Genomic DNA, 26,996 nt, shown 5'->3' with positions numbered 1-26,996 from the left:
TTCTTTTCGCAAATGACTTCGCTTTCCGCGGGACGGTGTTTGAGCCTCCTCACTTCGTTGCGGGGTCTCAATCAACCGTTACCCCCCGCAGGAGTCTACGTCATTTGCTCCAATACACAGCTAGAAATTAAGTTAAATAGTCGTTTATCCTAACCCAACTAATTCGTTAAGATACCTTTCTTTAATCTTTTGGTAAGTGAAATTACCTTGTTGATTGGAGTGGAAGGCGCGTAGACGCCCGCGGGAGGAAGGGACAGGTGAGACCTCGGAAGGCGAAGCCTGAGGAGGCTTCCGGACCGCCCGCAGGCAAGCGAAGCGCCTGGAGCGGAGATCAACTTGCTATTATATTTTCTAATCTATACAAACTAGATTATTTTTCTGAAATATCACTTAGCGCATCTCCTGCTTGGTCATCTGAGTAATCTCTCACTGCCAAGTCACCCAAGGATACTATTCCAACAAGATGTCCGTTTTCTACTACAGGCAACCTTCGTATTTGATGTTCTGCCATAACATGGGAAGCCTCTGCTACAGAAGTATCTGGACCAATAGTTATTAAGTGATCACTCATTACATTCGTAACTGGATTAGATCCTGGATGTTTTTCTGCGATCCCTCTAACAACTAAATCTCTGTCGGTAATCATTCCTAAAAGCTCCCCGTTTTCCACAATAGGAATAGCTCCTACATCTAGATCCTTCATCTTAGTTGCCACTTCAAAAACATTGTCCAATGGCGTGCAGTAGTCTACATTCGTTGTCATAACATCTCTTACAGTTTGCATATTTCTACCTCCGTTATTTTTCATACATAGCAGTCAACTATTTTGAAGAGGATAAAGGTATCATCTTCTACATCTTTAGGTTCACCATTTTCTACAAAATCATGAATTTTTCCAAAAAACTTAACTGGACTATGGCTAGATTGAGAACCTTTTATTGAAAGTTGTCCGCTTTCGTACTATTATAAACAGGGAGCATACTTTATTTGGTTTCACAGAGATAGAAAAAGGAGTGTACATACATGAAAATTGAAAATACAGGTTTTGAAAATGAAAGAGTAGATTTAACACGTTTGACAGACATTATGGAGGATTTAGGTTTTGACCTTGCTGGTCAGTGGGACTATGAGCGAGTAACCTATGACCGTAAATTTGAAACAAAAGAAGGCATTTTCTACCTTCGTGTACAAGGTTATGCTGTAGAAGGTGACATTGGTGGATCTCATGCTGTCATTAACTTAATGACTCCGCTTTTAGGTAAGCATTATTATCCACATGGTGTGGAGTATGGAGAAGGAGAAACATTCCCATCAAATATCGTATCCACATCGACATCTTTATTAAAACAAGCTAAAGAACGTATGGATGCAATCAAATAATACAACATTCTAGAAGGTGAATCGCTGGCATTTAGGCCTAGCTTCACCTTTTTCTTTTGACATTTTACTTAATCCATATCGCATCCACGTAAACATGAACCGCTGATACCGTTTGTCCGGTAATAATTTCAATTTCTTTCTTAATCAATTGTTGAAGTTCCTTGCATTTTTGCGGAATACATTTGTTGTACACGATGGCAACAAAAAGGTCGATGTAAAGGTTTTTTTCCTCATTATAATGGATTAATGCACGATTTATTTCGTCTCTATTTAAAATGGAATACAATTTTCCCACTGACCGTGGTGGAAGAAGTTTAATATCACCAATATCAGAAATGCAGATGGCTATAACCGTTTGTAGGAGCATATTACTCATCTCTTCCTGTCCTTTCTTCAGTACCAACATCATGTATACCTCCTTTTCACCTGAGGGGTTTTATTATTTTATTCCGTTTTGATAAAGCTGTGCTTGTTTAAAGGATTACATATTTATTTTCTTACATACTGTTATTTCAATAAAATCCATACTATAATTAATATAGGAGTATGGTATTAGAAAGGAGACATCCATTGTCAACGCTGTTTAGTATTCGAACACTTTTTATACTAATCATTATTGCTGTTATTGCAATAATTGCATTTTTTATATTGCCCGTATCAATTCCCATTATCATTGCTTTGATTACTGCTTTGTTTCTGGAACCTCTGGTTAGGCTTTTACAAGCGAGAGCAAAGCTGAAACGAAATCTTTCTGTTTTCATTGTTTTTCTTTTATTCCTGACAAGTATCGGGGTAGGAGGATACTTCCTAACAACGAAAGTGATAACAGAAGGCATCAATTTGGTCGAAAATGCCCCTTCTTACATAAATGAAGTCAATAGGGTATGGCGTGATTTCCAATCAGATCTAAATAATGCTTCTGAGGATCTTCCCCCAGAGTTTGTTACTGAAATCAGTTTGCAAGTAGACAAATTTCTTTATGATCTGAGAATTTATCTAACGGACCTGTTTAATATACAAAATGTAAAGAATATCTTCACAAACATCCCAAATTATTTGGTGAGTTTCCTTGTCTACCTGATTGCCCTATTCTTATTTTTAATTGACATGCCACGCCTAAAAGCTGGTCTATATTCACACTTGAAAGAAGAAACGGCAGCCAAGGTCAAATTTATGAGCTCAAGATTATCTTATGTCATATTCGGTTTCTTTAAAGCACAATTCCTAGTTAGCATCATTATATTTTTCGCAAGCTTGGTTGGTTTGTTATTTATCGCACCAGAAGTGGCATTATTAATGGCTTTCATTATCTGGGTAATTGATTTTATCCCTATTATTGGTTCCATTGTCATCTTGGGACCATGGGCAATTTTTCATTTTATTACAGGTGATATAGGACTTGGAACACAATTGTCCATATTGGCTATCGTTCTTCTAGTCATTAGAAGGACTGTGGAACCAAAAGTAATGGGTAGTCATATTGGACTTTCTCCACTGGCTACTTTGATTGCCATGTATTTAGGGTTAAAACTACTTGGTATCTTAGGTTTTATCGTAGGGCCTTTATTATTGATTGCATTTAACTCTGCACGTGAAGCAGGTATTATTAAAATGAACTTCAAAATATAACAAGTAAAAAAGGTGATTGGACAATTGTCCAACCACCTTTTTGTTTATTATAGACCTAATATTGCTTTAAAAACAGAAGTAGTTTCGCCGCCTTGATAAATTACATATAAAAGCAAATAGACTGCAACGCCAGTAATAGCGGTTGAAAACCAGATGATACTTGTGATTGGGCCAAGTTTTCTATGCTTTTCGAGCTTATTCTTGTAGCCTGTCCATAGGTTGATGATTCCCATAACAGCCCCAACTGTAGCAAGAGTGATATGGAATAATAAAAAGATCGTATAATACACTTTTATGTCATCAGGCCCTCCGAAGCTGGTATTGCCAACAAAAATAGTTCTTGATGCATAGATGACAAAGAAAATAATAGCGAAGATAGCTGCAAAAAACATGGCTTTTTTATGTGCTTCAAGTTTACGTTTACTAATTAAGTACCAGCCTATCGCGACAAATATTGCGCTCAGTACAATAAAAAACGTACTTATTGTAGGCATAATTGGAATTGAGTGATCCATCTTGTTCTCCTCTCGTACTTCTTTTCCATCTTTATTTTAAAAAACATTTCACGTTCAATCAACATGTTTATCAAACGTTCATTATATTGTAAATAATGCTACATAGAAAAACAGCAACAATATAGTGTTGCTGTTATCCTTTACTCTACCACTTTTGGTTGCATGGCTTTGTTTAGGTCAATTTCGTCTTTTTCTCGTTCGCGTTTCGCCCAGCCAAAGAATACATAGGCTAGAATACTGCCATACATAATTTCTTGGATAATTTTCATAATAACTCCGCCGAGCTGTTGATCTTCTATCAACGGCAAAGCATTGAACATCTCTGGTCCACCAAGATCCAGGCCGCTTAAGGTTCCGGCTGGTACACATAAAGCAAGTGCTGCCATCCATGCAGTTAACTCAGAATACGTAGTGTATAAAGGTTGATCTGCGAATATAATCAAAGCACAAGCAGGTGTTAATAACATTCCATCTGCCATAATATAACCAATCTTCTTGATTCCTGATAAACGTTGTTCTTCAGGAAGTGGATTAACAAGCGGCCACCACATGATAAACGCACCTAGAAACATAACAGATGTATAAGTTGTATGATATACCATATCAACCTTTATCGTATCAAATACGACTGGAATATGGTAAAGAGAGAATAAAACGTTAAAAACGAATAATGCAATAAGTGGTTTTGAGAAGAAACGGAACACCGGCTTTACAACCGGTAGATTTATGATTTTTCTAAGAACCCAAGCAGGCATACCCATCAGTAAAATAGGTGGAATAACCAAGTATAGTATCGCCATTTGCGTCATATGCGCACTTAACATCAAATGAGATAACAAATCAACTGGAGATCCTTTTACAAGATAAAACAGTATCATACTGATAAGGAATAGAACTCTTTGTTTATTTGATATCTCTTCAGAGTCCTTGAAACGGTGTCTCCCTTTTCCAGTTATATAAAAATATAATGTTATGGTAAGAATAGTGAAAATTAATAAAAACGGACTCCATAAAGCTTGAAATCCAAACATGTCCAAGTTGCCGATCATTATGCTGTCACCTCAATTTTATCGAGACTCTAATAAGTCTCACTTTGCATAACCACATTATACTATACAAGACCAAGCTCGTTCAATGTGATACAAAAAGGATACCCCTGATTAACAGAAAGTGTCATGAATTAGACAATGTTCCTCTTATATTAACTTTTTGTGGTTGGTCAGTCCCCGCTGTTCCATTCCGCAAATGGCCTCGCTTTCCGCGGGACGGTGCTTGAGCCTCCTCACAACGCTTCAGGGGTCTCAAGCTACCGTTACTCCCCCGCTGGAGTCTCCGCCATTTGCTTCAATCCACAGCTAAGAATTACGTAAATCTATGTTATGACTTTTCTTTATACTCAATTGGAAGGTTTTTAAAACCAAAGTGAACGAAGTAACCTTGTTGATTGTAGTGGAAGGCGCGTAGACGCCCGCGGGAGGAAGGGACAGGGGAGACCCCGCAACGAAGTGAGGAGGCTCCCGGACCGCCCGCAGGCAAGCGAAGCGCCTGAAACGGAAATCAACAGTATTACAAATTCTTATCAAACAAAAAAGACAGCCTCTATGGGCTGCCTTTTTGTTTGGTTTTTACCACCAGATGATAGTAGTAAATGCCAAGATTGTAATTAATCCAACTGCCAATCCAGAATATAAGAATAAAGCTGGAGTTTCATGACCTTTATGGTTCATGTGCATGAAATAGTATAGTTGGAAGATACATTGTACAATAGCAAGCAAGATGATGAAAGGTACGATAAAGTACTTGGACATCTCTGCTCCTACTGCAAGGAATGCAAGTAGAGTAAGGAAAATCATCAATACGAAGGAAACAACCTGGTATTTCATTTCTTCCTTATTCTTTTTGCGACGGAATTCTAAGTCTACTTTTGGGTTACCTGTATTTGATTGAGTATTTGCCATCAGTCATCACACCAATCCCATTAAATATACAACAGTAAAGATGAATAACCATACAACGTCGATAAAGTGCCAGTATAGTGAAGCTACATAGAACTTAGGAGCATTATATAGATCCAAACCACGTCTCATGTTACGGATTAAAAGAGTTCCAATCCAAAGTAAACCGAAGAATACGTGGGCACCGTGAGTACCAACTAATACGTAGAATGCAGAACCAAATGCACTACTAGTAATTGTATGGCCTAAATGGATATAATGATTGAACTCATAGATCTCTAGGATTAAGAATGATAATCCTAGAAGCCATGTGATACCCATCCACAATTGCATCTTTTTGAAGTTAAAGTTTTTCATGTGGTACATAGCGTACACACTTGTTAGAGAACTTGTTAAAAGAATCATCGTTGCAGCAAAAACTAATGCTAAATCAAATAATTCTTTTTGGTCAGGACCAGAAACAATGGAATCAGGTCCACTTAGAGCTAAATAAGTAGCAAACAATGAAGCAAAAAGTACAGTCTCTCCACCTAGGAAAAGCCAGAAGCCTAAGAACTTGTTTTTGCCTTCAAGGGTCGCCTTTTCAGGCGAAGCTGGAAAAGTTTCTGCTGTGAATTTTTCTTCAGTATGCATTATAGCTTCGCCCCCTTGTCATCATCTTCAGCAAGAAGATCTTCTTTATGAATATGATATCCATGATCGTCGATTATAGAACGGAAGAACATGGCACTAAATGTTACTAGTAGACCAATGATCATCACTGGAAGACCCCATGTGTAATCGCTTCTATACATAACACCAAATGCTGCGATAAACAAGCCAATTGAGATGATGAATGGAAGAATAGAACCGTTTGGCATATGAATGTCTCCGATTGGTTCTGCAGGCGTCATGCCTTTTTTACCTTCCATCTTCTCAACCCATAACGGATCAAGTCCACGAACAAGTGGAGTTTGTGTAAAGTTGTGCTCTGGTGGCGGTGAAGGAATGGACCATTCTAATGTACGGCCATAGCCCCAAGCATCGCCAGCTACAGTCTGCTTGCTTAAAGCAGTCTTTACAATATTGATGAATAAAACAACTGTTGCAAGTGCCATGAAAATAGCACCAATGGAACTAACTAAGTTTCCTAGTTCCCAACCATTTCCGTCAGCGAATGTAAATACACGACGTGGCATACCCATAAGTCCAAGGAAATGTTGGATAAAGAACGTTAGATGGAAACCAATGAAGAATAACCAGAAAGTAATCTTTCCTAAAGTTTCATCTAAAATTTTACCGAAAATCTTCGGCCACCAGTAGTGAAGTCCAGCAAATAGACCAAACACTACTCCCCCAACAATAACATAGTGGAAGTGGGCTACTACGAAATAAGAATCGTGGTATTGATAGTCAGCCGCAGCTGATGCTAGCATTACCCCTGTTACCCCACCAAGTACAAAAGTAGGTATGAATGCTACTGACCATAGCATAGCAGTATTGATTTGTAACTGTCCGCCCCACATTGTGAACATCCAGTTAAAGATTTTAATACCAGTAGGTACGGCAATTGCCATCGTTGCAACCGCAAAGATTGCATTCGCAATCGGTCCAAGACCAGTTGTGAACATATGGTGAGCCCATACCATGAATCCTAAGAAACCGATTAATACTGTTGCAAATACCATGGAAGAGTATCCAAACAGACGCTTCTTAGAGAAGGTAGAGAATACATCAGAGAAAATACCGAATGCTGGTAAGATTAAGATGTAAACTTCTGGGTGTCCGAAAATCCAGAATAAATGCTCCCAAATTACTGTGTTACCACCAAGGTTCGCATCAAAGAAAGCTGTTCCGAAAAGACGGTCGAACATCATTAATGCCAATCCTACAGTTAATGGAGGGAAAGCAAAAAGAATTAAAGCAGATGCTACAAACGTAGACCATGTAAATAGAGGCATACGCATATAAGTCATACCAGGTGCACGCATGTTGATGATCGTAACAAGGAAGTTAATACCACCAATTAATGTACCAATACCCGATATTTGAAGTCCTAACGCATAAAAGTCAATACCATGACCTTCAGATGCGAGTGATAGCGATGCATAAGAAGTCCACCCAGCATCAGGTGCTCCACCTAAGAACCAACTCATGTTCAGGAAAACTCCTCCGAAGAAGAACAACCAAAAACCTAATGCGTTGATAAAAGGGAATGCAACGTCACGTGCACCGATTTGTAAAGGAACCGCTGCGTTCATAAACGCAAACAATAATGGCATAGCTGCCAAGAAAATCATTGTTGTTCCATGCATAGTAAGTATTTCATTATAAAGGCCTGCAGCTAAAAAATCATTATTAGGCAAAGCCAGCTGGATACGAATAAACATCGCTTCCAAGCCACCGACGATAAAGAAGAAACCGCCGGCAATAAGGTAAAGGATGGCGATTTTTTTATGGTCTACTGTTGTCAAGTAGTCCCATACCGTTGCGCCAAAGCCTTTTTTCTGTGCTAACGTACTCACAATGTAACCTCCCTTTCTATGAAATCTATTCTTCGTCTACTTTTAATGACATTAAGTATTCAACAAGAGCGTCAATTTCTTCTTGTTTCAAGTTACCGTAAGTACCTGTCATCAAGTTAGCTGGTTTAACTTTTTCAGGATTTTTCAACCATTTTTCCAAGTCTTCTGGAGTATGATCTAAAATACCGGCAATCATAGTGCGGTCCCCGAAGTTTGTTAAGTTAGGTGCAACCCCAGCATCAGCTTGTGCATCTGCACCAACCGCGTGACATGTGATACAGCTTTGGTTGAAGATTTCTTCACCTGCTTGCGCAAGATCAGATTGAGCAGCATGCTCTTTGCCTTGCATTTTTTCTACCCACTGATCAAAGTCTTCACGAGGCATGGTTTTCACTTTGAAATCCATCAATGCATGGGAAGGACCACATAACTCGGCACATTTACCGTGGAATAAATTTTCTGCTTGGCCAACACGCTCTGAATCAAAATTCAACCAGAAACGGTTCGTGTTGTCCGTATTTGTATCCATTTTCCCTCCGGCAGAAGGAATCCAGAATGAGTGTTTTACTTGACTTGCTTCCAAGTTGAAGTAAACATTTTCATCTGTTGGAACATAAAGGTCTTGACTTGTTACAATACCATACTCTGGGTATTCAAACTCCCACCAGTATAAGTGCGCAGTAACATTTACTACAAGTGCATCAGACTCTTCCTTGTCCATTTCCCTTACATCAGCAAGGTCAAATGTGTAAGATACAGTTGGAACTGCTAAGATTAAAAGTAATAAAATCGGAATAACAGTCCAGGTGATTTCAAGCTTGTGGCTTCCTTCCACTTGCTTTGGAATAATTTCTTTATCGCCTTTACGCTGGCGGAATTTCACCACAACGTAAACGAAGATAATAGAAACCACAACTACTACAAGAATCATAATTGCTGAGCTTAACAATATCAGTGATTTTTGCATATCTGCCACTTCACCTACTGGCTGAAGTGTAGATAAGAACGGTTTACCACAGCCTGCTAAGAATAGCGCCATTACACTGAAAAGTGATACTATACGCCAATTAGGTAGCCATTTCTTCATAGCCTAATCAAACCCCTCTTTCATATTTAGTGAGTGAAGTAGAATGTATTGATAAATTCCTTCAAAGCTTTGAGAAAGAATCTAATCACAAATTATAGAGCCAACTGGTTTTCACCGTATCAGCTATACACTTTTTACCTCAAAAGGACAATTTTCGCACCCATTGTTTACTATACCACAGGTTATGTAATTTCACCCTTAATTTTTGAGGTGTTTTTGCGTGAAAACAGACAGCTACCCTTTATAAGCAATAGCTGTCATGCTCTCTTCTTGTTGAACAAATAAATTCCTTGATCTTAGAAGATGGTAACGATGATCATGGAAACAAATAAGATAGTTAGATAATTTAATGAGTAGACAAACATTAATGTTGCCCACTTCAATCCATCTTTCATCTTAAAACCAGCAATACTTAGAGCAAGCCAGCCTAAATTCAATAGAGTTGCTAGCACGATTAATCCCGCTCCAAGATCAAACAACCAAAAAGGAAGCGGCAGTAAACAGGCAACCCATACAAGCATTTGTCTTCTTGTAATGTCAAAACCATGAACTACAGGAAGCATAGGAATGCCTGCATTTCTGTATTCCTCGCACCTTCTAATAGCAATGGCAAGGAAATGTGGAATTTGCCATACAAACATGATGAAAAATAATATCCACGCAATCAACGAAAGTCCTGGGTCAACGGCAGCCCAGCCTATAAGCGGCGGCACTGCACCTGACACACTTCCTATTACAGTGTTAAGCGTATTTTTCCTTTTTGACCACATTGTATATAAAACCACATAGGTGAAAGCCCCGATAAGTCCGATTACAGCGGCTGTAATGGTTGTAAAAGCTAAGATGATGGTTCCTAGAGCTGTAAGAAACAACCCAAGATAAAGTGCTCCTTTTGGATCCATTCTTCCGGTTACGGTAGGACGATTCTTTGTTCTAGACATGAGATGGTCAATATCTCTGTCAATATAGTTATTTAAACTACATGAACCCGCAACTACCAGTGAAGAACCTATCATAGTCAAAAGGACAATATCCAAATTAGCGATAAAACCATCTGTCTGGGTAAAATATATAGCTAACCAGAGGCCGGTAAACGTAGTGATAAAATTGGAATTCACAATCCCAATTTTTATTAGCGCTAAGAAGTCTTTCCATCTTGAAGGAGCAACTTCCATACCTTGAGGACGTTCATCTGATAATGAAGCAGGCGCTTGGTCCAAAGTCCTCAAATTTGCCATTTATATTCCTCCTTTGAACCTTAATGCAATCATTTGATAAAAAAACAAATGAGCACGTGAATACGTTTTCACTACCGCATTATAATGCGGAGATTTATGCACATATTGAGCAATAAGTGCTTGGCAACATTCTCTCTGTATATTAAATCATATTTGCTAAATACTTTGTGAATTATATTTGAAGAAAATATGACTAATTTGTGTCACCTAGAGAGATTGCAACCCGTGCGTAAGAAAACGGTATATAATAGGATTTGTCGAAGCTTTTCACAAAAGTGAAGAGGCTGATTACAAACTTCCCTTATATATTACTAGCAAACTCCATCCCATTATTCAACCTTTTTCACGATAATAATTTCCTCCTGGATAACTGCTTGAGGATATTGTCAATTACCGTAAGATTGTGTAGTATTGGGAGGACGTTTATTATTTTACCATTTCTGTTTCTTTTTTAATATAAGGGAGATACAAATTCTTTCTGAGAAGGTGGATCTAGTGTATAAATTATTAAAATGGTTCGCCGTTTGCACGTCTATTATCATGCTTTTTGTTCTGATTGGGGGAGCACTTGTTACAAAAACCGGTTCTGGTATGGGGTGCGGAAGATCTTGGCCACTCTGTCACGGCGAACTAATTCCAAGTAATATTGACTTCGCTCTTATAGTTGAATTAAGTCATCGTATTGTTTCAGGGTTAGCCGGACTAATGGTTCTGACTCTAGCAGTATGGGCTTGGAAAGCAATTGGTCATAAACGAGAGACAAAATTTTTGGCCCTAGTATCATTTCTGGTATTAATCTTACAAGCTCTAATTGGAGCTGCTGCTGTAGTGTGGGGACAATCATCTGCAGTACTGGCACTTCACTTTGGGATTTCCCTTATTTCATTTGCCTCCGTCTTCCTTCTTACTCTGCTCATTTTTGAAGTAGATAAGAAGTTTGATGCTGAATCGTTGATAGTAGACCGACGGATGTCGTTTCATATTGTCGGTATTATTGTTTACTGCTATCTGGTGGTATATAGTGGCGCACTAGTAAGACATGTTGGCGCAAGCTTAGCATGCCCAAGTTGGCCGAGCTGTACACGGAACGGGCTTGGGATTCCCACCCAAATGCATGAATGGATTCAAATGGGACACCGGGCTGCGGCCGGACTAATTGTCGTGTGGATTGTTTATGTAACAATCCTTGCGATTAAAAAGTACAAGCACCAACCTGTCATTAAAGCCGGTTGGATTATATGCTCCATTCTTGTAATTTCTCAAGCTACGACAGGAGCTTTAGTTGTAATAACCAACTTAAATATCTTTGTAGCACTTTTACACGCTTTAATTATCTCTTGTTTATTCGGAGTATTGAGCTACTTCTTGATGCTAGTCACGCGAAATAAAACTAATCAAGTGAAAGTCAACAACCAAACAACTAAATCCATATAAAAAACGAGTGGGCATTTTGCCCACTCGTTTTTTTATGAAAAGTCACTTTTATTCTTTAAACATTTGAATTGCCTTTTTTCTTTGCTCGGCATGGTCTACCACAGGTCGCGGATAATCTTTACCAATCACACATCCTGCTTTTTCTTGTTCATAATCATCCATTTTCCAAGGCTCATGAATATACTTTTCGGAAACTCCACTTAGTTCTGGAAGGTATTTTTTTATATACTCCCCTTTAGGATCAAACCGGTTTGATTGTGTAATTGGATTAAAAACACGGAAATATGGCACTGCGTCCGTCCCTACAGATGCCGCCCATTGCCAGCCTCCGATATTGGACGCCTCATCATAATCATATAACATCTGTTCAAAATATCTCTCCCCCAACCGCCAATCCATTAAAAAGTCTTTAGTGAGAAAGGAAGCGGTAATCATCCTTATACGGTTATGCATCCAGCCTTCTTCTGCCAATTGTCTCATGCCTGCATCCACAACGGGAAATCCTGTTTTTCCTTTTTTCCATAGTCCCAATAGATTTTGATTATCATTCCATTTGAGCTTCTGATACTTTTCATCTATTTCTTGTGTTTTACTATCAGGATAGTGATGAAAAATCATATTGTAAAAGTCGCGCCATGCCAGTTCTTTTAGAAATGTATCCATCCCAGTACTATATGATGTTTGTTGCTTTTCTTGAATATGATACAAAACTGTTCTGGCGGAAATCGTTCCTGTTCTTAAATGGACAGATAATCTTGAAGTCGCTTCAGCTGAGGGGATGTCCCTAAAGCAATCATATTCATCAATTTTCACTTTCATGAATGAGTTTAATAGATTCAATGCAGTCTCTTCATCCGGAATAGGATGTTGACCTGAAATGTTCAATAGATTTGATAAAGCATTTTTCCCCTTTGAATACATTGCATCTTTTTTGATACTTTCTATCATTAGGTCTTCTTTTGTTAGGATATATGGATCAATTTTCGGCTGAGCTGTCCACTTCTTAAAATAAGGAGTAAAAACTTTATAAATGGAATTGTCCGGCTTTTTCACTTCATTGGCACCGTGAATGTTGTAGTCCATATATGAAGAAACCCGAATTCCTCTCTCCAGAAAGAATTTGTCCACCACTTCATCGCGCTTTTGACCAGCTCCGACTTCATCTTGGTTATAGTATAATGATGTCACTTCAGGGAATTGTTCTAACACTTGAGAGAATGCTTCTTTCCATGTCCCCTCTACTAAATGAATATATATCCCCTTTTTTTCACACCGTTTAACAAACCGTTCCAACGCAGCAAAGAAAAAGCGGTGATTAGGTGTATCTTTGGTAGTGAAAACTGGATCTAGATGGTAAACGAACAGTAAAGGCTCTTTTCTATGTTGTGTTTCCTTTACCGCGTGGTATAAGGCAGTGTTGTCTTGCAAGCGAAAATCCCTGCGAAACCACATGATTGATAAAGTCATAAGTTTGTCACCTCAGACACCATTATAGGTACATACCTAAACGAAAGGAAGTTTGGATGGGTTACAATCATTTATTAGTATAAAAACCGACCGGCCATTTTAGATACTTGGTCATACTCCGCTGTCGATTTCCGCAAACGGCTTCGCTTTCCTAGGGGCGCTGCTGGAGCCTCCTCGGCTACGCCTGCGGGGTCTCCACCTAGCACTATCTCCCTCAGGAGTCTTCGCCTTTTGCTCCAATCACCAGTTCTAGATTATTAGAACGAAACGTTATTGCTTTTACAGTTAACCCAGCTAAATACCTTACATCTTCAAAAATCCTAAAGGTTAATGAAGTCACCTTGTTGATTAGAGTGGAAGGCGCGCAGACGGCCGAGGGGGGAAGGGACAAGTGAGACCCCGGAAGCCTAAGGAGGCTCACGGACTGCCCGCAGGCAAGCGAAGCGCCTGGAACGGAAATCAACAGGATTTTATACTTCCTTATCTACTAAAAATAGAACCCAAGAATGATGGATCATCACTCTCGGGTTCTTTTAATAGAAGGTCTTAATTATACTTTATCTACTTCAATTAATAAGTCTCCAGTTGCAATACCTTCTCCAGCTGCAACGTGAATCTGTTTTACGGTACCACTGAATGGAGCTTGTACAGTCGTTTCCATCTTCATCGCTTCTGTGATCATCAAGTGATCCCCCTTGGAAACTTTCTCCCCTTTTTCCACCAATACCTTGATAACCGTTCCTGGCATGGTTGCACCGATATGCGTTGGGTTTGTCGCATCCATTTTAGGTTTTGATACAACATCAGACTTGACGTTTTCGTCTTTGATGTACACTTCACGAGGTTGTCCGTTCAATTCAAAGTACACAACTCTTGTACCATCTTTTTGCGGTTCCCCGATCGAAACTAGCTTGACCATTAATGTTTTTCCTTGTTCGATTTCCACTTGGATCTCTTCTCCAAGTCTCATACCAAAGAAGAACGTCGGTGTATCCAAGACAGATACGTTTCCATATTGTTCATATTTCTTTTGATAATCCAAGAACACTTTTGGATATAGAGCATAAGCAATCATCTCATGGCTTGTCACTTGACGATTCAATGTTTCAAACAATTTCTTGCGAACCTCTTCAAAGTCGACATCATCCAATAATTCACCTGGGCGAACTGTAATAGGTGATTTCCCTTTTAAGATGACCCTTTGCAAGTCTTCTGGGAACCCTCCATGAGGCTGTCCCAAATAGCCTTCGAACAATTCAATAACAGAATCAGGGAAATCAATTGTTTCTCCTTTTTCCAGCACATCTTGTTCTGATAAGTTATTTTGAACCATGAATAACGCCATATCACCGACTACCTTAGAGGAAGGTGTTACTTTCACAATATCACCAAACATATCGTTTACACGACGATACATTTGTTTCACTTCTTCCCAACGAGCGCCTAGTCCTACCGCTTTCGCTTGTTGCTGAAGATTACTATATTGTCCTCCAGGCATTTCGTGCATATAAACCTCGGAATGAGGGCTGTTCATGCCGCTTTCAAAATCACTGTAGTATTTACGTACATCCTCCCAGTAATGAGAAAGTTGTTCAAGAGCTTTTACGGATACATCCGGCTTGCGGTCCATTTCTTCAAGGGCATAGTACAGAGAATTTGCACTTGGTTGAGAAGTAAGACCTGCCATGGAACTAATGGCCACGTCCACAATATCAACGCCTGCTTCAATTGCTTTTGCATACATATAGATTCCATTTCCACTAGTATCATGTGTATGAAGGTGAATCGGAATGTCCACTGTTTCTTTCAAAGTAGAAATTAAGCGATAAGCTGATTGTGGCTTCAATAGCCCTGCCATATCCTTGATGGCAAGAATGTGAGCACCGCTTCTTTCCAATTCTTTTGCCATATCACGATAATATTGCAGATCATATTTCGTTCTGCTCGGATCATTAATATCTCCTGTGTAGCAGATTGCCGCCTCAGCCAGTTTTCCGGAGTCGCGGACTGCATCAATTGCCAAGGTCATTCCCTTGACCCAGTTCAAGCTGTCAAAGATACGGAATACATCAATTCCAGCATATGCAGACTTTTCGACGAACTCTTTTATCAAGTTGTCTGGATAGTTCTTGTATCCTACTGCATTGGAAGCTCTGAGTAACATTTGGAAAAGAACATTCGGTGCCTTTTCACGTAATGTTAAGAGACGATCCCAAGGGTTTTCACTTAAGAATCGATACGCAACATCAAATGTTGCTCCACCCCACATTTCCAAGGAGAAGAGATTTGGCAATAGCTTAGCTGTCGGCTCCGCAATCTGCTTTAAATCATTTGTACGAAGACGTGTGGCTAGTAAAGACTGATGGGCATCTCTAAAAGTCGTGTCCGTTAATAGGACTTCCTTCTGTTCTGTCACCCATTTGACCAATCCATCTGCTCCTCGCTCGTCCAAGATTTGCTTGGTTCCGCTTGGAACTTCCTCGATATGGCTGACTTCCGGCATTCTAGGATTCGTGAAGATAGGTTTTTTTCTTGTTTCCACACCTGGGAATCCGTTTACCGTTACATTCCCAATATAGGTAAGCATTTTCGTTCCACGGTCTTTACGTTTCGGGAAGACAAAAAGCTCAGGTGTAGTATCAATAAAGGAAGTATCATATTCCCCATTCATGAAATTCGGGTGCTTTACAACGTTCTCAAGAAACGGGATGTTTGTTTTGATACCACGAATACGGAATTCTTTAAGGTTTCGCTCCATTTTGGATGCGGCCTGTTCGAATGTTAACGCCCATGTGGAGAGCTTTACAAGCAATGAGTCATAATAAGGTGTGATGACCGCTCCCTGATAACCGTTTCCTGCATCCAAACGGACACCAAATCCTCCACCAGAACGATATGCCATGATCTTCCCTGTATCAGGCATGAATCCGTTTAATGGATCTTCCGTTGTTACGCGGGATTGAATCGCGAATCCGTGAACTCTAATGTCTTCTTGCTTCGGAATCCCAAGTACGCTGCTATGTAAGGCATGTCCTTCTGCAATCATAATTTGAGATTGTACGATGTCCACACCGGTTACCATTTCCGTAATGGTGTGTTCTACTTGCACACGAGGGTTTACTTCTATGAAATAAAACTCATCTCCTGCAACCAGGAATTCAACTGTACCTGCATTAATGTAATCCACATTTTCCATTAACTCTACTGCAGCATTGCATATTCGTTCACGCAAATCATCCGATAGAGAAACGCTTGGTGCAATTTCAACTACTTTTTGATGACGTCTTTGAATGGAACAATCGCGTTCAAACAAGTGAATGATTTCTCCATGTTGATCACCAAGTATTTGGACTTCAATATGTTTTGGGTTTTCAATCAGTTTTTCTACGTACACATCATCATTTCCAAATGCTGCTTTCGCTTCTGATTTTGCACGGTCGAACGACTCACGCAATTCAGATTTGCTTCGGACTATACGCATTCCTCGACCGCCGCCACCTAGTGCAGCCTTAATCATCAATGGATATCCGTAAGTTGCAGCAAAGTCCATCACTTCATCCAAAGAATGAACAGGACCATCTGTACCCGGTATAACAGGAATATTGGCAAGCTGTGCTTGCGTTCTTGCTTTTACCTTGTCTCCGAACATATCCAAATGCTTGGATGTTGGACCAATGAAGATAATGCCTTCTTCTTCACATTTTCTGGCAAAGTGTATGTTTTCCGATAGAAAACCATAGCCAGGATGAATTGCATCTACACCGTTTGCTTTTGCAATCTCAATGATTCCATCAATATCAAGATATGCATCAATCGGTTTTTTCCCTTCCCCTACAAGATATGCTTCATCTGCTTTATAACGATGGAAAGAGCCGATATCCTCATTAGAGTAAATAGCAACTGTGCGAATGTTCAGTTCTGTACAAGCTCGAAAAACACGAATTGCAATCTCGCCGCGATTCGCAACAAGAACCTTGTTTATTTTTCTCGTCATATTGTCTCCCCCTAGTAGCTACTTCTCACGTGGAAAAGTTTAGAATATTTTTTCAATTATAAAAGCCATTATACATTATTTTTCGATAACTTTCCTCTTTTTCGATACAATCCTTACTAATTATGTAGAAAAAATGCGAATATTGCTGATTTTAGACTGATTTTAATGACTACTAATAAAAACGCTCAATCAGCAACTATCGCATGATTGAGCGTTATTAATATTAATTTCTTTCCCATGCTTCGTAAAGTGCAGAAAGTTCCTTTTCCAATTTAGAAAGAATGTCTTTTCCTTCCTTTTCGGAAATCAAACCAAGGCGAACCGCAAAATCCATTTCTCGAGAAAGTCCGAACATCTGCGTGTCCAACACTTCTTCATATAATGGACATTGAGGCATGGTCAAGTTATCCATTTGGACTTGAATCAGTTTCAATATTTTATCTGAATCAGCTTTTAAAAGCGTAATAGCTTTATCACGATGATCGACCACGATATCTGATGCCAATATCGATCCCTCCGTTTACGTACAATTGCCTATCTTATCTATAAATTTTATCGTTATTTTTAAAAAATTGCAAGGAGGATAAACGCATTTACTATAACTGAATACTAAAACATGCTTAAATCATATTTATCCTGTAGTAATTCTAGTAATTTTAGACCTGTTTGGCTGTTCCCCACATCATTTAAAGGAGGTCCGAATATCCCTATTCCCATCCGTCCAGGCACAGAACCCATTATCCCACCAGATACCCCACTTTTAGCAGGTATTCCAATTTTGATGGCAAATTCACCCGAAGCATTGTACATACCACATGTGACCATGAATGTTTTACAAATCCTCGCAACTTCCTTTGGCATCACCCGTTCGTTCGTTAAGGGATTAATTCCATCCATTGCAAAAACTGCACCCATTACGGCCAATTGAAGACAATTCAATCTTATAGCGCAATGTTTTGTATAAACCTCCATGATTTCTTCTACATTCCCATGAATTACTCCATCACCTTTCATATAAAAACAAAGAGATCTGTTTAGAAAAGATGTTGTAAATTCTGAAATGGCGACTTCTTCACAGTAATCTATATCAGGTTCATTCGTAAGCTTCCTGACAAAATCCATAATATATTCTACTTTGTCCTCAGCATTACTGCCCTTCATCATAGAAGTGACGGCAAGCGCCCCCGCATTTATCATTGGGTTGAGTGGTTTGGCTTTTGAAGATGTTTCTAGTTTGATGATTGAATTGAAAGGGTCACCTGTAGGTTCCATCCCCACTCTATGGAAAACATGGTCAGGTCCATAATCCATAAGGACAAGTGCTAGTGTAATTATTTTAGAAATGCTTTGCAACGTAAATCGCTTCTTAATATCCCCTGCTGATACGCAGTTTCCATCTGGATAGACCATTGCACAGGACAAATGCTCTGGGTTTTCCTTTTGTAAGGCAGGTATGTAATTTGCTACTTTCCCCTCAAATGCTACCTTCCTGGCTTCTTCCACTAATGACTGTAAAATATCCTCACTTCTACATGTCAATTGCGACACCCCTTAATATCCGACATGAATCTACCAATAGATTCCCCGATAACATGACAAAAAAACATTCAAGTTATATAATGATGAAAAGGATTACAATTGAGGGGGACAACATGGAAAATATCATCAGAATAGAAGGTAAAGTCAATTTCTCGATTACTCTCGACCCTGGGGTTTGGATTTTTGACGATCGCAGAATTGATTTGGATACATATTTCACAGAACAAAAACGTGAGAAAACAGATGAGCTTGAAGAATATACAAAAGCAGTTTCGAAACATTGGGAGCGGGAAATCAGGGAAGGTGCCATTCACCCTCCAACTTTGAAGTCAGAACGTAAATTCGAAAAAGAGAAACTGTTGAATGGTACATTCGGCATTAAATTTGGGCCATTCCTGCACAATGCAGAACCACAACCTGATTCCACTAAAGTGGTATTTGTAGGGGCGGATGCTGAACTAGAAGTAGACATCCCAACTGCTCAGGAAATCATTCTTGCCTTTTCCAAAAACGGCAAACCGTTAAAAGAAGATGGGCCAGTCCACATTTATTTCGAGGACGGTTCGAATCATACAGAACCACTTAAAAATGTTCATAAAATCATTGTAAAATAAGATGGGACTCCCCAAAAGTACCGCCGTGACAAAAGTTACGGCGGTACTTTTTTTGCGGAAATCAACAGCGGTGATAACAAACCACTATCATTTATAATAGGTCAGCGGCGAGCTTTGCAAGCATGGAACGCTCCCCTTTTACAAGCTTCACATGGCCAGCCAACTTTTGATCCTTAAACCGCTCCACTACATAAGTCAAACCATTGTTATACTCATCCAGATAAGGATGGTCAATTTGCTCCGGATCACCCATCAGAACAATTTTACTCCGCTCCCCTACCCTCGTTAAAATGGTCTTCACCTCATGCTTCGTTAGGTTCTGGGCCTCATCAATAATAATGAACTGCTCCGGAATGCTTCTTCCCCTTATATAGGTCAAAGCTTCCACTTCGATGGAACCCATACCTGCAAGGATAGCATCAAGTTCTCCCGGTTTCTTTGTATTAAATAAATATTCCAAGTTGTCATAAATTGGTTGCATCCATGGTCTTAGCTTCTCTTCTTTTTCCCCAGGAAGGAAGCCGATATCTTTTCCAACAGGTACAATCGGACGTGCCACTAGCAGTTTTTTATAACGGTTCAAATCCTCGGTCTGCATAAGTCCTGCAGCTAACGCCAAGAGAGTTTTCCCCGTTCCTGCCTTACCCGTCAATGTAACAAGTGGTATATCTGACCGTAAAAGCATTTCAAACGCCATCGTTTGTTGCACGTTACGTGGTCGAATTCCCCATATATGATCTTGATCAAAAATAAGTTTTTTTACTTTTTTCCCAGTGGAGTCAATAATACCAACTGCTGAAGCCGAACCGCCCAATGCATCCTTCATGATTACGAATTGATTGGCATAAAATGGGTGATTGGCTAATTCTGCGGCACTGATTTCTCCTTTTACATAAAAAGTGTTAAGGGTATCTGTCGGAACATAAATCTCGAGAAATCCTTTATAAATATGATCTACTTCCACGACACGATCATTTAAAAAGTCCTCAGAAATTAACCCGATTGCATCGGCCTTCACGCGAACTAACGCATCCTTACTCACCAAAATGACGGTACGCCCATCCTCTTTTGTCTGCTCTTCCAACGAAAGATTTTTCGCCACTGCGAGAATCCTGTTATCATTGGTCTTTTCCACGAAAATTTCCTGCAGTTGATGGAAACTTCTATGATTCAACTCAATTCGGAGAGCTCCACCATTATGCAGAGGTATTTTTTCATGAAGCTTTCCTGTAGCTCTTAAGGAATCAATTATTTTCGAAACTTGTCTGGCGTTTCTTCCTATTTCATCCATATATCTTTTTTTCGAATCCACTTCTTCCAATACCACCGCAGGAATTACCACCTCATTATCCGCAAAGGAATAGATTGCATATGGATCCTGTAACAGTACGTTTGTATCTAATACATAAATTTTACCCAACCTGCCGCCTCCTACTCTCAGCCCTTCTTTTGTCTTTCTGGAGTGAATCAAGGCATCCTCCCTCTTATTATATGGCCCCAATACAATTAGTGTGTTACTACTTGACCATAAAAGAGGGACGGACCGTTGTTAAAATATATGTCGGAATGAATAAAGATAGAAGAACAAATAAACAATAAAATCAAGACAGATGAAAATGGAACCATCCTAAAGAAGGAGTGAAATAGGTGAAAAGATATTTATTAGTTACCGCAATCGTTACATTGTCTCTTACAGGTTGTATGAACAATCAACCAAAAAATATCTCCAGCGAAGATGAAAACTCTCGAATTATTCATGTAAAAGATTCTGCAGATGTGCAGGTGGATAGAAAAACAGGACAGGAAGTGTCCGCTCATCTGGTGGAACTTGCTACAAGAGTTCCAAATGTGAATGATGCGACAGCGGTTGTACTTGGCCCATATGCGGTGGTTGGAATCGATGTAAACTCCGATTTAGATCGCGAAAGAGTCAGCACCATTAAGTATTCTGTAGCAGAAAGTCTTAAGAACGACCCTTATGGCGCAACAGCTATTATCCTTGCAGATGCAGACTCCTTTGTACGTTTGCAAGAAATGGGACGGGACATTCAAAACGGAAGACCTGTCACAGGTGTGATGGAAGAGCTGGCAGAGATTGTTGGAAGGGTTATGCCGGAAATTCCGATTGACCTGAAAGAACCAGTAGCACCAAATCCAACAGAACAAAATAATTCCAAACTTCCAAAGGATCAAGAAAAACAGTTGGAACAGAAACAACAAAATCAGTCTAATAACATGAAAGACGAGGAACGATATAAGGAAGTAAAGCAGGATTAGAAAGTTGATTGCTGCCCCAAATGGAAATACCACTTGGGGCAGTTTTTTATATAGCGCAGGTACTGGTTAGGTATGGATAACAAGAAAAAAAGCAATATATCAAGAAATTTTCGGATATATCAAGAAATTTGAAGAGTATATCAAGAAATTCCGAGTTATATCAAGAAAAATTGGATTATATCAAGAAATCGCCATAACACAACAATATTCGACCCGCCACCCAAGCGCACCGACACAAACAAAAAAAACCAGGCTTACACCTGGTTCCCCAATCACCCGCTCTTAGCTATACCGATGAATCGCCGTCATCACCTGATAATCCAATTTCTTAGCAGCTTCCACATCATAGGTCTTCTCAAACTTAGGCTCAACGCTTATCTTCGCACCATAAAACATGACATCCCTCACTTCTTTTACATCTAGATGCAACAACGCCAATTTCAATGGAACACCTTCCATTCTCTCCACTTTAACAGTTGCTTTAGTGTGAATGGAGTAAACGGAATCATTGGCCATCAGATTTACTACTAGCTCGCTTTTATATAACACATTTTTCACGATCCGTGATTCTGCATTCACAGCAAGTAGTATGGATTCTTCGTCTGGGGCATATATCCAGGAGATTGCACTCACATTTGGACCACCTGTTTCATGGTCCACAGTACTAATTGTCACAAGAGTTTCTTTTTGCAATGCTTCTATGAGTGGTTCTACAAGAACATTTTCTACTAGGTTTGGCATAGTCCATCCCCCCACTTTATTTTTATTAATAGTACCATATCAACATTTCCATAGGAAGATTCAACAGGTTACGAAACTGCTCTTGTTAGCAATTAATTCTTAATTTTCACCCTTTATGCTATACTAATGAGTAAGATTGAATAAAGAGGTGGACCATGAGAGTCAAGTGTGTAATTTGCGATAAAATTGAAAGCATCAATGACGAAACGTTAGTTGCGAAAAGACTTCGCAATCGACCTATTCATACATATATGTGCGACGAATGCAGTGAACGTATTGAAAAAAGAACCAATGAAAGAAAAGCTACAGGCAATTTTAAGCTGTATGAACAAAAACAAAATCAGGATGAGTGGTAGACCTTGATACGAAGAGGCGCTTTTACGGGTTTAATAAGTGGAATCCTGATGGGCGTGTTCATTAAAGCGCTTGAAGTCCTATCAGGAAAAAAGGTATATGTGCTTTTATTGAATGTCGATTTTATTCCAGGTTTGAAGAATGCAAACCTTTCGGAACCTGCCGAGTTCTCCCTCCACTTGATTGTGGCTGTGGTGATTGGAATCATATTTGCTTTTTTAGTGGAACACTTCCACTTGTTTGATAAAAGAAGGCAGTACCTGGTTGCCATAGGTATCACTTTCCCTACGATTCTATTGTATTTCCCATTAACGATACTGGCTATAAAAGAGACGCCTGCACCTACGGATGTCATTGCGATACTATTATGGTCGATCGGGCATTTGGCCTTCGCAGTATTTCTCCCTATATTTTACAAAAAGAAGCAAAAAGGATAGATCCCTCGCAAGTGACAATCACTCGAGAAGGAGCTATCCTTTTTCTAATTTACTCATAATTATGGTACTTATCAGGCTCGTTTTGAATTTGCTCTAACATCACGTCAATTAATTCGATTGGAAATCTAACTTTATGCCGTTCTGCATCCTTATCATATTCCACGTAATACATTGGCTCCTGTTTGGAAACAACAATATTCGTAATTTTATGATCGTCCAAAAGAATTCCTTCAAACAGCTTCATTGTATCATGTGCGGATTTATCATCTGGTCTTGCTTCTGCTACCACTTTAATGGTCAGCCAATTATACAGCGTGTCTTGTAAAGACCTCATATACTGACCTCCTACGATTCTGTGCTTTCCGCTTGCTTTGAACGGTGAAGTCGAATCTTATAGATAATCAATATTAAAGCCGCCACAACCAACCCTTCTCCAACAGGAAGAAAGATTCCAAGAAACGTAAGAACTGTACTTCCTAAAGCAAGGAATAAGTAAATTACCACTGACTTTAATACAGGAAGCTTCAAGGCGAATCCAAGCTTATAAACTAAGATTGACAATCCTAAAATGGTAAAATACAAAAGCCACATGCCTAAATCAGGATTTTCATCCACACGGAATAGACTCGCAAAAAAGGATAACCTCTGTGTTACATCCATTGCCTTTTCCCCATTTCTAACAGTTTTAGATAGATATTTAGAAAAAGGGATGACAAGGGTCCTTCTTTAAGCACCCCTGCATCCCTCTTCTAATTTTTATGCTTCAGCGTACTTTTTCTTTTTCGCTGCTCTTTCACGTTCGTTCTTATCAAGAAGCTTTTTACGTAAACGGATGGATTGTGGAGTAATCTCACAGTACTCATCGTCATTCAAGTATTCTAAAGACTCCTCTAATGTCATAAGACGAGGTTTTTTCATACTAACTGTTTGATCCTTCGTTGCAGAACGTACGTTAGTTGCTTGCTTCATCTTACAAACGTTCACGACAAGGTCATTTTCACGGTTATGCTCTCCCACGATCATTCCTTCGTAAACCTCCGTTCCAGGCTCAACAAAGATAACTCCGCGGTCTTCAATACCCATGATACCATAAGTAGATGCTTTACCTGATTCCATAGAAACAAGAACACCTTGGCGACGTCCACCTACTTGACCTGCTGCCATAGGCTGGTAGCTGTCAAATGTGTGGTTGATGATTCCGTATCCACGAGTAAGGGAAAGGAATTCCGTCGTATACCCGATTAATCCACGAGAAGGTACCATGAAAATCAGACGAACTTGACCGTTACCGTTATTGATCATGTCAACCATTTCACCTTTACGGGCACCAATGGATTCCATGATAGAACCAGTGTAATCTTCCGGTACATCGATTTGTACACGCTCAACCGGCTCAGATTTAACACCATCAATATTTTTAATGATTACTTCAGGTTTTGATACTTGAAGCTCAAATCCTTCACGGCGCATGTTTTCAATCAAGATGGAAAGGTGAAGCTCTCCACGCCCGGAAACAACCCATGCATCCGGAGAGTCAGTTGGATCTACACGTAAACTTACATCTGTCTCCAGTTGAGCTTCTAGACGCTCTTCAATTTTACGAGATGTAACAAATTTCCCTTCTTTACCAGCAAACGGACTGTTGTTTACTAAGAAAGTCATTTGAAGAGTTGGCTCGTCAATACGAAGAACAGGAAGTGCATCTTGGTGGTCAACGGGACAAACAGTTTCCCCTACGTTGATATCTTCCATTCCGGAAACGGCAACAAGGTCCCCCGCTTTCGCTTCTTCGATTTCCACACGTTTAAGACCGATGAAACCAAATAGCTTGGTTACACGGAATTGTTTTACAGAGCCGTCAAGCTTCATTAATGCAACTTGTTGGCCAACTTTCATCGTTCCACGGAAAATACGACCAACTCCGATACGTCCAACATAGTCATTGTAGTCAAGAAGCGCTACTTGGAATTGAAGTGGCTCGGCACTGTTATCAACTGGAGCTGGGATATGTTCAACAATGGACTCATAGATTGCTTCCATGTTTTCATCTTGCTTCTCTGGATTTGTACTAGCTGTACCATTGATTGCAGAAGCATATACAACTGGGAATTCCAATTGTTCTTCATTTGCACCCAATTCGATGAATAGATCGATTACTTCGTCCACCACTTCTGTCGGACGAGCAAAGTCACGGTCAATTTTGTTTACAACTACGATTGGTGTCAGGTTCTGCTCTAACGCTTTTTTCAATACAAAGCGAGTTTGAGGCATACAGCCTTCATAAGCGTCTACTACTAAAAGTACCCCATCAACCATTTTCATAATACGTTCCACTTCTCCACCAAAGTCGGCATGTCCTGGTGTGTCCATGATGTTAATGCGCGTATCTTTATAGTTAATTGCCGTATTTTTAGCTAATATAGTAATCCCACGTTCTCTTTCTAAATCATTAGAGTCCATGGCACGTTCTGCTACCTGCTCGTTCGTTCTAAACGTCCCAGCTTGATGTAGCAATTTGTCCACTAACGTTGTTTTACCATGGTCTACGTGAGCGATAATTGCGATGTTTCTGATATCATTGCGGATGTTCACTATTTCATCTCCCTAATTTTACAACTTAATAACTTTAGTATTATACCACAAACATGGTAGAAAAGAGAAAGAGACTTATGTAAAATATATGTTATATATATTTAGCGTTATCCAAAGGAGTTGATTTTATGAAGGATATTAAGTGGATTTTCATGCTTTATGCTGTTTTGGCAGCGGTTTCTTTAGGCATGGTCGGAATTGCAATCGGAGAGAGAAACACGCTTGGAATCGTTGGAGCGTTTGTATTATTCGGTGTGGTCATGGGACTTGGATTCAAAACAAAGAGAAAAATGCGCGAAAACGGACAATTATAAAGTTTACAATATGTTCCTACTATAATTTATCAAAAAATTGAAAACCCACGGCGCGAATTTGCGACCGTGGGTTTTCATTTACTTCTTCAATTTATACAAGTAATCCTTGCTGATCACTTCATGCAATCCCGGTTTACTTACAAAGACACTGTTTTGTCCAAGCATGTTAAGAGGTTCACCATGAAGTGTGGTCACTTTACCACCGAGCTCGTTTACAAGAATTAGTCCCGCTGCAAAATCCCAAGGGGAAAGTCTCAACGTAATATATGCATCAATTCGCCCTGTTGCTACATACGCCATTTCAAGCGCTGCCGACCCATAAGACCTTGTACCTCTTACTTTTTTTACAAGCGGAGCGAGAATAGTGGGGTCGATCCGTTTATTTTCCGTGATCCATGTGGCATTTAATCCGATAACAGCTTTCTCTACAGCCACTTCTTCAAGCTGTGGAAGTTGTGTATCGTTTAAATAAGCCCCTTCCCCTGCTTTTGCATGGTAAAGCTCGTCATGAACCACATCATAAATTAGCCCAATCTTTCCGACACCATCTTCATATACGGCAACCGAGATGGCGAAATTTCGTTGCTGATGGACAAAGTTCATCGTTCCATCGATTGGGTCGATAATCCAAACCGTTCCATCAAGCTTATCCAATTCATCTCCAAATCCTTCTTCTCCAAGAATTTGGTGGTCTGGATAGGTTTTTCTAATACGTTCTATAAAAAATTGTTCCGTTTCCCGGTCAATATTAGTTACCAGATCATCAGGAGAAGATTTTGTATGTATCATCAATTCCTTGCTGAAAGAAGTTCGAATACGTTCTCCCGCTTCTCTTGTCCATTTTTTTGCATTCTCATCAATTTCAGTCCACTTCATATGTTCTCCTGCCCTTCTGTTACCATATTCGATGCAATCAAATTATGTA

The 26,996-nt window shown here is 39.6% G+C and carries 27 protein-coding genes; 8 read left to right on the top strand and 19 right to left on the bottom strand.

Features of this window, described 5'->3' with window-relative positions; translation table 11 throughout:
- Positions 1-370 precede the first annotated feature (370 nt).
- Positions 371-784, bottom strand: coding sequence for a CBS domain-containing protein (locus LC091_RS06085; protein ID WP_226681102.1), 414 nt, complete (start codon positions 782-784; stop codon positions 371-373).
- 239 nt (positions 785-1,023) lie between these two features.
- Here LC091_RS06085 and LC091_RS06080 point away from each other — a divergent pair, with 239 nt between their 5' ends.
- Positions 1,024-1,380, top strand: coding sequence for a YugN family protein (locus LC091_RS06080; protein ID WP_226681101.1), 357 nt, complete (start codon positions 1,024-1,026; stop codon positions 1,378-1,380).
- A gap of 64 nt (positions 1,381-1,444) precedes the next feature.
- On the opposite strand, the gene LC091_RS06075 is transcribed toward LC091_RS06080, so the two are convergent.
- Positions 1,445-1,789 carry an Asp23/Gls24 family envelope stress response protein gene (locus LC091_RS06075; RefSeq protein ID WP_226681099.1) on the bottom strand — a complete coding sequence of 115 codons (345 nt, stop codon included), beginning with the start codon at positions 1,787-1,789 and terminating at the stop codon, positions 1,445-1,447.
- 161 nt (positions 1,790-1,950) lie between these two features.
- Between LC091_RS06075 and ytvI the strand changes: the two genes are divergently transcribed.
- The gene (gene ytvI, locus LC091_RS06070) at positions 1,951-3,009 is read left to right on the top strand and encodes a sporulation integral membrane protein YtvI (protein ID WP_226681098.1); all 1,059 of its coding nucleotides are present in this window, start codon (positions 1,951-1,953) and stop codon (positions 3,007-3,009) included.
- Between the two features lie 47 nt (positions 3,010-3,056).
- On the opposite strand, the gene LC091_RS06065 is transcribed toward ytvI, so the two are convergent.
- From LC091_RS06065 to cyoE, 7 genes are all read right to left on the bottom strand, one after another.
- On the bottom strand, positions 3,057-3,524 hold the full coding sequence (locus LC091_RS06065; protein WP_226681097.1) for a DUF420 domain-containing protein: 468 nt from the start codon (positions 3,522-3,524) through the stop codon (positions 3,057-3,059).
- 140 nt (positions 3,525-3,664) lie between these two features.
- A complete protein-coding gene (ctaG, locus tag LC091_RS06060; RefSeq protein WP_226681095.1) occupies positions 3,665-4,573 on the bottom strand; it encodes a cytochrome c oxidase assembly factor CtaG in 909 nt (302 codons plus the stop codon).
- A 576-nt stretch (positions 4,574-5,149) separates the two neighbouring features.
- The gene (ctaF, locus tag LC091_RS06055) at positions 5,150-5,482 is read right to left on the bottom strand and encodes a cytochrome c oxidase subunit IVB (RefSeq protein ID WP_223493216.1); all 333 of its coding nucleotides are present in this window, start codon (positions 5,480-5,482) and stop codon (positions 5,150-5,152) included.
- A 6-nt stretch (positions 5,483-5,488) separates the two neighbouring features.
- A complete protein-coding gene (locus LC091_RS06050) occupies positions 5,489-6,112 on the bottom strand; it encodes a cytochrome (ubi)quinol oxidase subunit III (protein WP_010193000.1) in 624 nt (207 codons plus the stop codon).
- Positions 6,112-7,983, bottom strand: a complete 1,872-nt coding sequence (ctaD, locus tag LC091_RS06045) for a cytochrome c oxidase subunit I (protein WP_226681094.1) — start codon at positions 7,981-7,983, stop codon at positions 6,112-6,114. The genes LC091_RS06050 and ctaD overlap by 1 nt, the downstream gene beginning before the upstream one ends.
- A gap of 25 nt (positions 7,984-8,008) precedes the next feature.
- On the bottom strand, positions 8,009-9,070 hold the full coding sequence (coxB, locus tag LC091_RS06040; protein WP_226681092.1) for a cytochrome c oxidase subunit II: 1,062 nt from the start codon (positions 9,068-9,070) through the stop codon (positions 8,009-8,011).
- Positions 9,071-9,366: 296 nt separating this feature from the next.
- The gene (gene cyoE, locus LC091_RS06035) at positions 9,367-10,308 is read right to left on the bottom strand and encodes a heme o synthase (RefSeq protein ID WP_404819660.1); all 942 of its coding nucleotides are present in this window, start codon (positions 10,306-10,308) and stop codon (positions 9,367-9,369) included.
- A 495-nt stretch (positions 10,309-10,803) separates the two neighbouring features.
- Here cyoE and LC091_RS06030 point away from each other — a divergent pair, with 495 nt between their 5' ends.
- Entirely contained in the window at positions 10,804-11,742 is a 939-nt protein-coding gene (locus LC091_RS06030) for a COX15/CtaA family protein (protein WP_226681090.1), read from the top strand.
- A 48-nt stretch (positions 11,743-11,790) separates the two neighbouring features.
- On the opposite strand, the gene LC091_RS06025 is transcribed toward LC091_RS06030, so the two are convergent.
- The 4 genes from LC091_RS06025 to glsA form a co-directional block, all read right to left on the bottom strand.
- Positions 11,791-13,209 carry a cryptochrome/photolyase family protein gene (locus LC091_RS06025; RefSeq protein WP_226681088.1) on the bottom strand — a complete coding sequence of 473 codons (1,419 nt, stop codon included), beginning with the start codon at positions 13,207-13,209 and terminating at the stop codon, positions 11,791-11,793.
- A 550-nt stretch (positions 13,210-13,759) separates the two neighbouring features.
- On the bottom strand, positions 13,760-17,203 hold the full coding sequence (gene pyc / locus LC091_RS06020; RefSeq protein ID WP_226681086.1) for a pyruvate carboxylase: 3,444 nt from the start codon (positions 17,201-17,203) through the stop codon (positions 13,760-13,762).
- A gap of 223 nt (positions 17,204-17,426) precedes the next feature.
- A complete protein-coding gene (locus LC091_RS06015; protein ID WP_010192813.1) occupies positions 17,427-17,708 on the bottom strand; it encodes a YlaN family protein in 282 nt (93 codons plus the stop codon).
- A gap of 104 nt (positions 17,709-17,812) precedes the next feature.
- Positions 17,813-18,742, bottom strand: a complete 930-nt coding sequence (gene glsA / locus LC091_RS06010) for a glutaminase A (protein ID WP_226681085.1) — start codon at positions 18,740-18,742, stop codon at positions 17,813-17,815.
- Positions 18,743-18,855: 113 nt separating this feature from the next.
- Here glsA and LC091_RS06005 point away from each other — a divergent pair, with 113 nt between their 5' ends.
- The gene (locus LC091_RS06005) at positions 18,856-19,356 is read left to right on the top strand and encodes a molybdopterin-binding protein (RefSeq protein WP_226681083.1); all 501 of its coding nucleotides are present in this window, start codon (positions 18,856-18,858) and stop codon (positions 19,354-19,356) included.
- Between the two features lie 91 nt (positions 19,357-19,447).
- On the opposite strand, the gene LC091_RS06000 is transcribed toward LC091_RS06005, so the two are convergent.
- Positions 19,448-20,776: a PhoH family protein gene (locus tag LC091_RS06000; RefSeq protein ID WP_226681081.1), complete on the bottom strand. Its 1,329-nt coding sequence runs from the start codon at positions 20,774-20,776 to the stop codon at positions 19,448-19,450.
- Positions 20,777-21,003: 227 nt separating this feature from the next.
- Between LC091_RS06000 and LC091_RS05995 the strand changes: the two genes are divergently transcribed.
- A complete protein-coding gene (locus tag LC091_RS05995) occupies positions 21,004-21,633 on the top strand; it encodes a YhcN/YlaJ family sporulation lipoprotein (protein WP_226681079.1) in 630 nt (209 codons plus the stop codon).
- Between the two features lie 282 nt (positions 21,634-21,915).
- Here LC091_RS05995 and LC091_RS05990 read toward each other — a convergent pair whose 3' ends face one another.
- The gene (locus LC091_RS05990) at positions 21,916-22,374 is read right to left on the bottom strand and encodes a pyridoxamine 5'-phosphate oxidase family protein (protein WP_226681078.1); all 459 of its coding nucleotides are present in this window, start codon (positions 22,372-22,374) and stop codon (positions 21,916-21,918) included.
- Between the two features lie 155 nt (positions 22,375-22,529).
- On the opposite strand from LC091_RS05990, the gene LC091_RS05985 reads away from it, so the two are divergent.
- Entirely contained in the window at positions 22,530-22,730 is a 201-nt protein-coding gene (locus LC091_RS05985) for a YlaI family protein (RefSeq protein WP_064101248.1), read from the top strand.
- Between the two features lie 3 nt (positions 22,731-22,733).
- A complete protein-coding gene (locus LC091_RS05980) occupies positions 22,734-23,165 on the top strand; it encodes a hypothetical protein (RefSeq protein ID WP_226681075.1) in 432 nt (143 codons plus the stop codon).
- A 49-nt stretch (positions 23,166-23,214) separates the two neighbouring features.
- Here the strand turns inward: LC091_RS05980 and LC091_RS05975 are convergent, their stop codons facing one another.
- The 3 genes from LC091_RS05975 to typA all read right to left on the bottom strand — a co-directional run bounded on the left by LC091_RS05975 (position 23,215) and on the right by typA (position 25,757).
- Complete coding sequence (locus LC091_RS05975) at positions 23,215-23,499, bottom strand: hypothetical protein (RefSeq protein ID WP_226681073.1); 285 nt, start codon at positions 23,497-23,499, stop codon at positions 23,215-23,217.
- An 11-nt stretch (positions 23,500-23,510) separates the two neighbouring features.
- Positions 23,511-23,825 carry a YlaH-like family protein gene (locus LC091_RS05970; protein ID WP_226681071.1) on the bottom strand — a complete coding sequence of 105 codons (315 nt, stop codon included), beginning with the start codon at positions 23,823-23,825 and terminating at the stop codon, positions 23,511-23,513.
- A 96-nt stretch (positions 23,826-23,921) separates the two neighbouring features.
- Positions 23,922-25,757: a translational GTPase TypA gene (gene typA / locus LC091_RS05965; protein ID WP_226681069.1), complete on the bottom strand. Its 1,836-nt coding sequence runs from the start codon at positions 25,755-25,757 to the stop codon at positions 23,922-23,924.
- Positions 25,758-25,885: 128 nt separating this feature from the next.
- Here typA and LC091_RS05960 point away from each other — a divergent pair, with 128 nt between their 5' ends.
- Entirely contained in the window at positions 25,886-26,071 is a 186-nt protein-coding gene (locus LC091_RS05960; RefSeq protein ID WP_010192789.1) for a YlaF family protein, read from the top strand.
- A gap of 78 nt (positions 26,072-26,149) precedes the next feature.
- Here the strand turns inward: LC091_RS05960 and LC091_RS05955 are convergent, their stop codons facing one another.
- On the bottom strand, positions 26,150-26,947 hold the full coding sequence (locus LC091_RS05955; RefSeq protein ID WP_226681068.1) for an inositol monophosphatase family protein: 798 nt from the start codon (positions 26,945-26,947) through the stop codon (positions 26,150-26,152).
- Positions 26,948-26,996 lie beyond the last annotated feature (49 nt).

The sequence above is a fragment of the Sutcliffiella horikoshii genome (assembly GCF_020524325.1).
In the GTDB taxonomy this organism is placed as follows: domain Bacteria; phylum Bacillota; class Bacilli; order Bacillales; family Bacillaceae_I; genus Sutcliffiella_A; species Sutcliffiella_A horikoshii_D.
The sequence above is the reverse complement of the archived record's forward strand: the minus strand, read 5'-3'. Positions and strand labels throughout refer to the sequence as shown.

Excerpts from the sequence above, each read along its gene's own strand:
- LC091_RS06085 (WP_226681102.1), bottom strand. The coding sequence starts at position 784 with ATGCAAACTGTAAGAGATGTTATGACAACGAATGTAGACTACTGCACG.
- LC091_RS06080 (WP_226681101.1), top strand. The coding sequence starts at position 1,024 with ATGAAAATTGAAAATACAGGTTTTGAAAATGAAAGAGTAGATTTAACA.
- LC091_RS06075 (WP_226681099.1), bottom strand. The coding sequence starts at position 1,789 with ATGATGTTGGTACTGAAGAAAGGACAGGAAGAGATGAGTAATATGCTC.
- LC091_RS06065 (WP_226681097.1), bottom strand. The coding sequence starts at position 3,524 with ATGGATCACTCAATTCCAATTATGCCTACAATAAGTACGTTTTTTATT.
- ctaG (WP_226681095.1), bottom strand. The coding sequence starts at position 4,573 with ATGATCGGCAACTTGGACATGTTTGGATTTCAAGCTTTATGGAGTCCG.
- ctaF (WP_223493216.1), bottom strand. The coding sequence starts at position 5,482 with ATGGCAAATACTCAATCAAATACAGGTAACCCAAAAGTAGACTTAGAA.
- LC091_RS06050 (WP_010193000.1), bottom strand. The coding sequence starts at position 6,112 with ATGCATACTGAAGAAAAATTCACAGCAGAAACTTTTCCAGCTTCGCCT.
- coxB (WP_226681092.1), bottom strand. The coding sequence starts at position 9,070 with ATGAAGAAATGGCTACCTAATTGGCGTATAGTATCACTTTTCAGTGTA.
- cyoE (WP_404819660.1), bottom strand. The coding sequence starts at position 10,308 with ATGGCAAATTTGAGGACTTTGGACCAAGCGCCTGCTTCATTATCAGAT.
- LC091_RS06025 (WP_226681088.1), bottom strand. The coding sequence starts at position 13,209 with ATGACTTTATCAATCATGTGGTTTCGCAGGGATTTTCGCTTGCAAGAC.
- pyc (WP_226681086.1), bottom strand. The coding sequence starts at position 17,203 with ATGACGAGAAAAATAAACAAGGTTCTTGTTGCGAATCGCGGCGAGATT.
- LC091_RS06005 (WP_226681083.1), top strand. The coding sequence starts at position 18,856 with ATGGAAAATATCATCAGAATAGAAGGTAAAGTCAATTTCTCGATTACT.
- LC091_RS05990 (WP_226681078.1), bottom strand. The coding sequence starts at position 22,374 with ATGCCAAACCTAGTAGAAAATGTTCTTGTAGAACCACTCATAGAAGCA.
- LC091_RS05985 (WP_064101248.1), top strand. The coding sequence starts at position 22,530 with ATGAGAGTCAAGTGTGTAATTTGCGATAAAATTGAAAGCATCAATGAC.
- LC091_RS05975 (WP_226681073.1), bottom strand. The coding sequence starts at position 23,499 with ATGAGGTCTTTACAAGACACGCTGTATAATTGGCTGACCATTAAAGTG.
- LC091_RS05970 (WP_226681071.1), bottom strand. The coding sequence starts at position 23,825 with ATGGATGTAACACAGAGGTTATCCTTTTTTGCGAGTCTATTCCGTGTG.
- LC091_RS05960 (WP_010192789.1), top strand. The coding sequence starts at position 25,886 with ATGAAGGATATTAAGTGGATTTTCATGCTTTATGCTGTTTTGGCAGCG.
- LC091_RS05955 (WP_226681068.1), bottom strand. The coding sequence starts at position 26,947 with ATGAAGTGGACTGAAATTGATGAGAATGCAAAAAAATGGACAAGAGAA.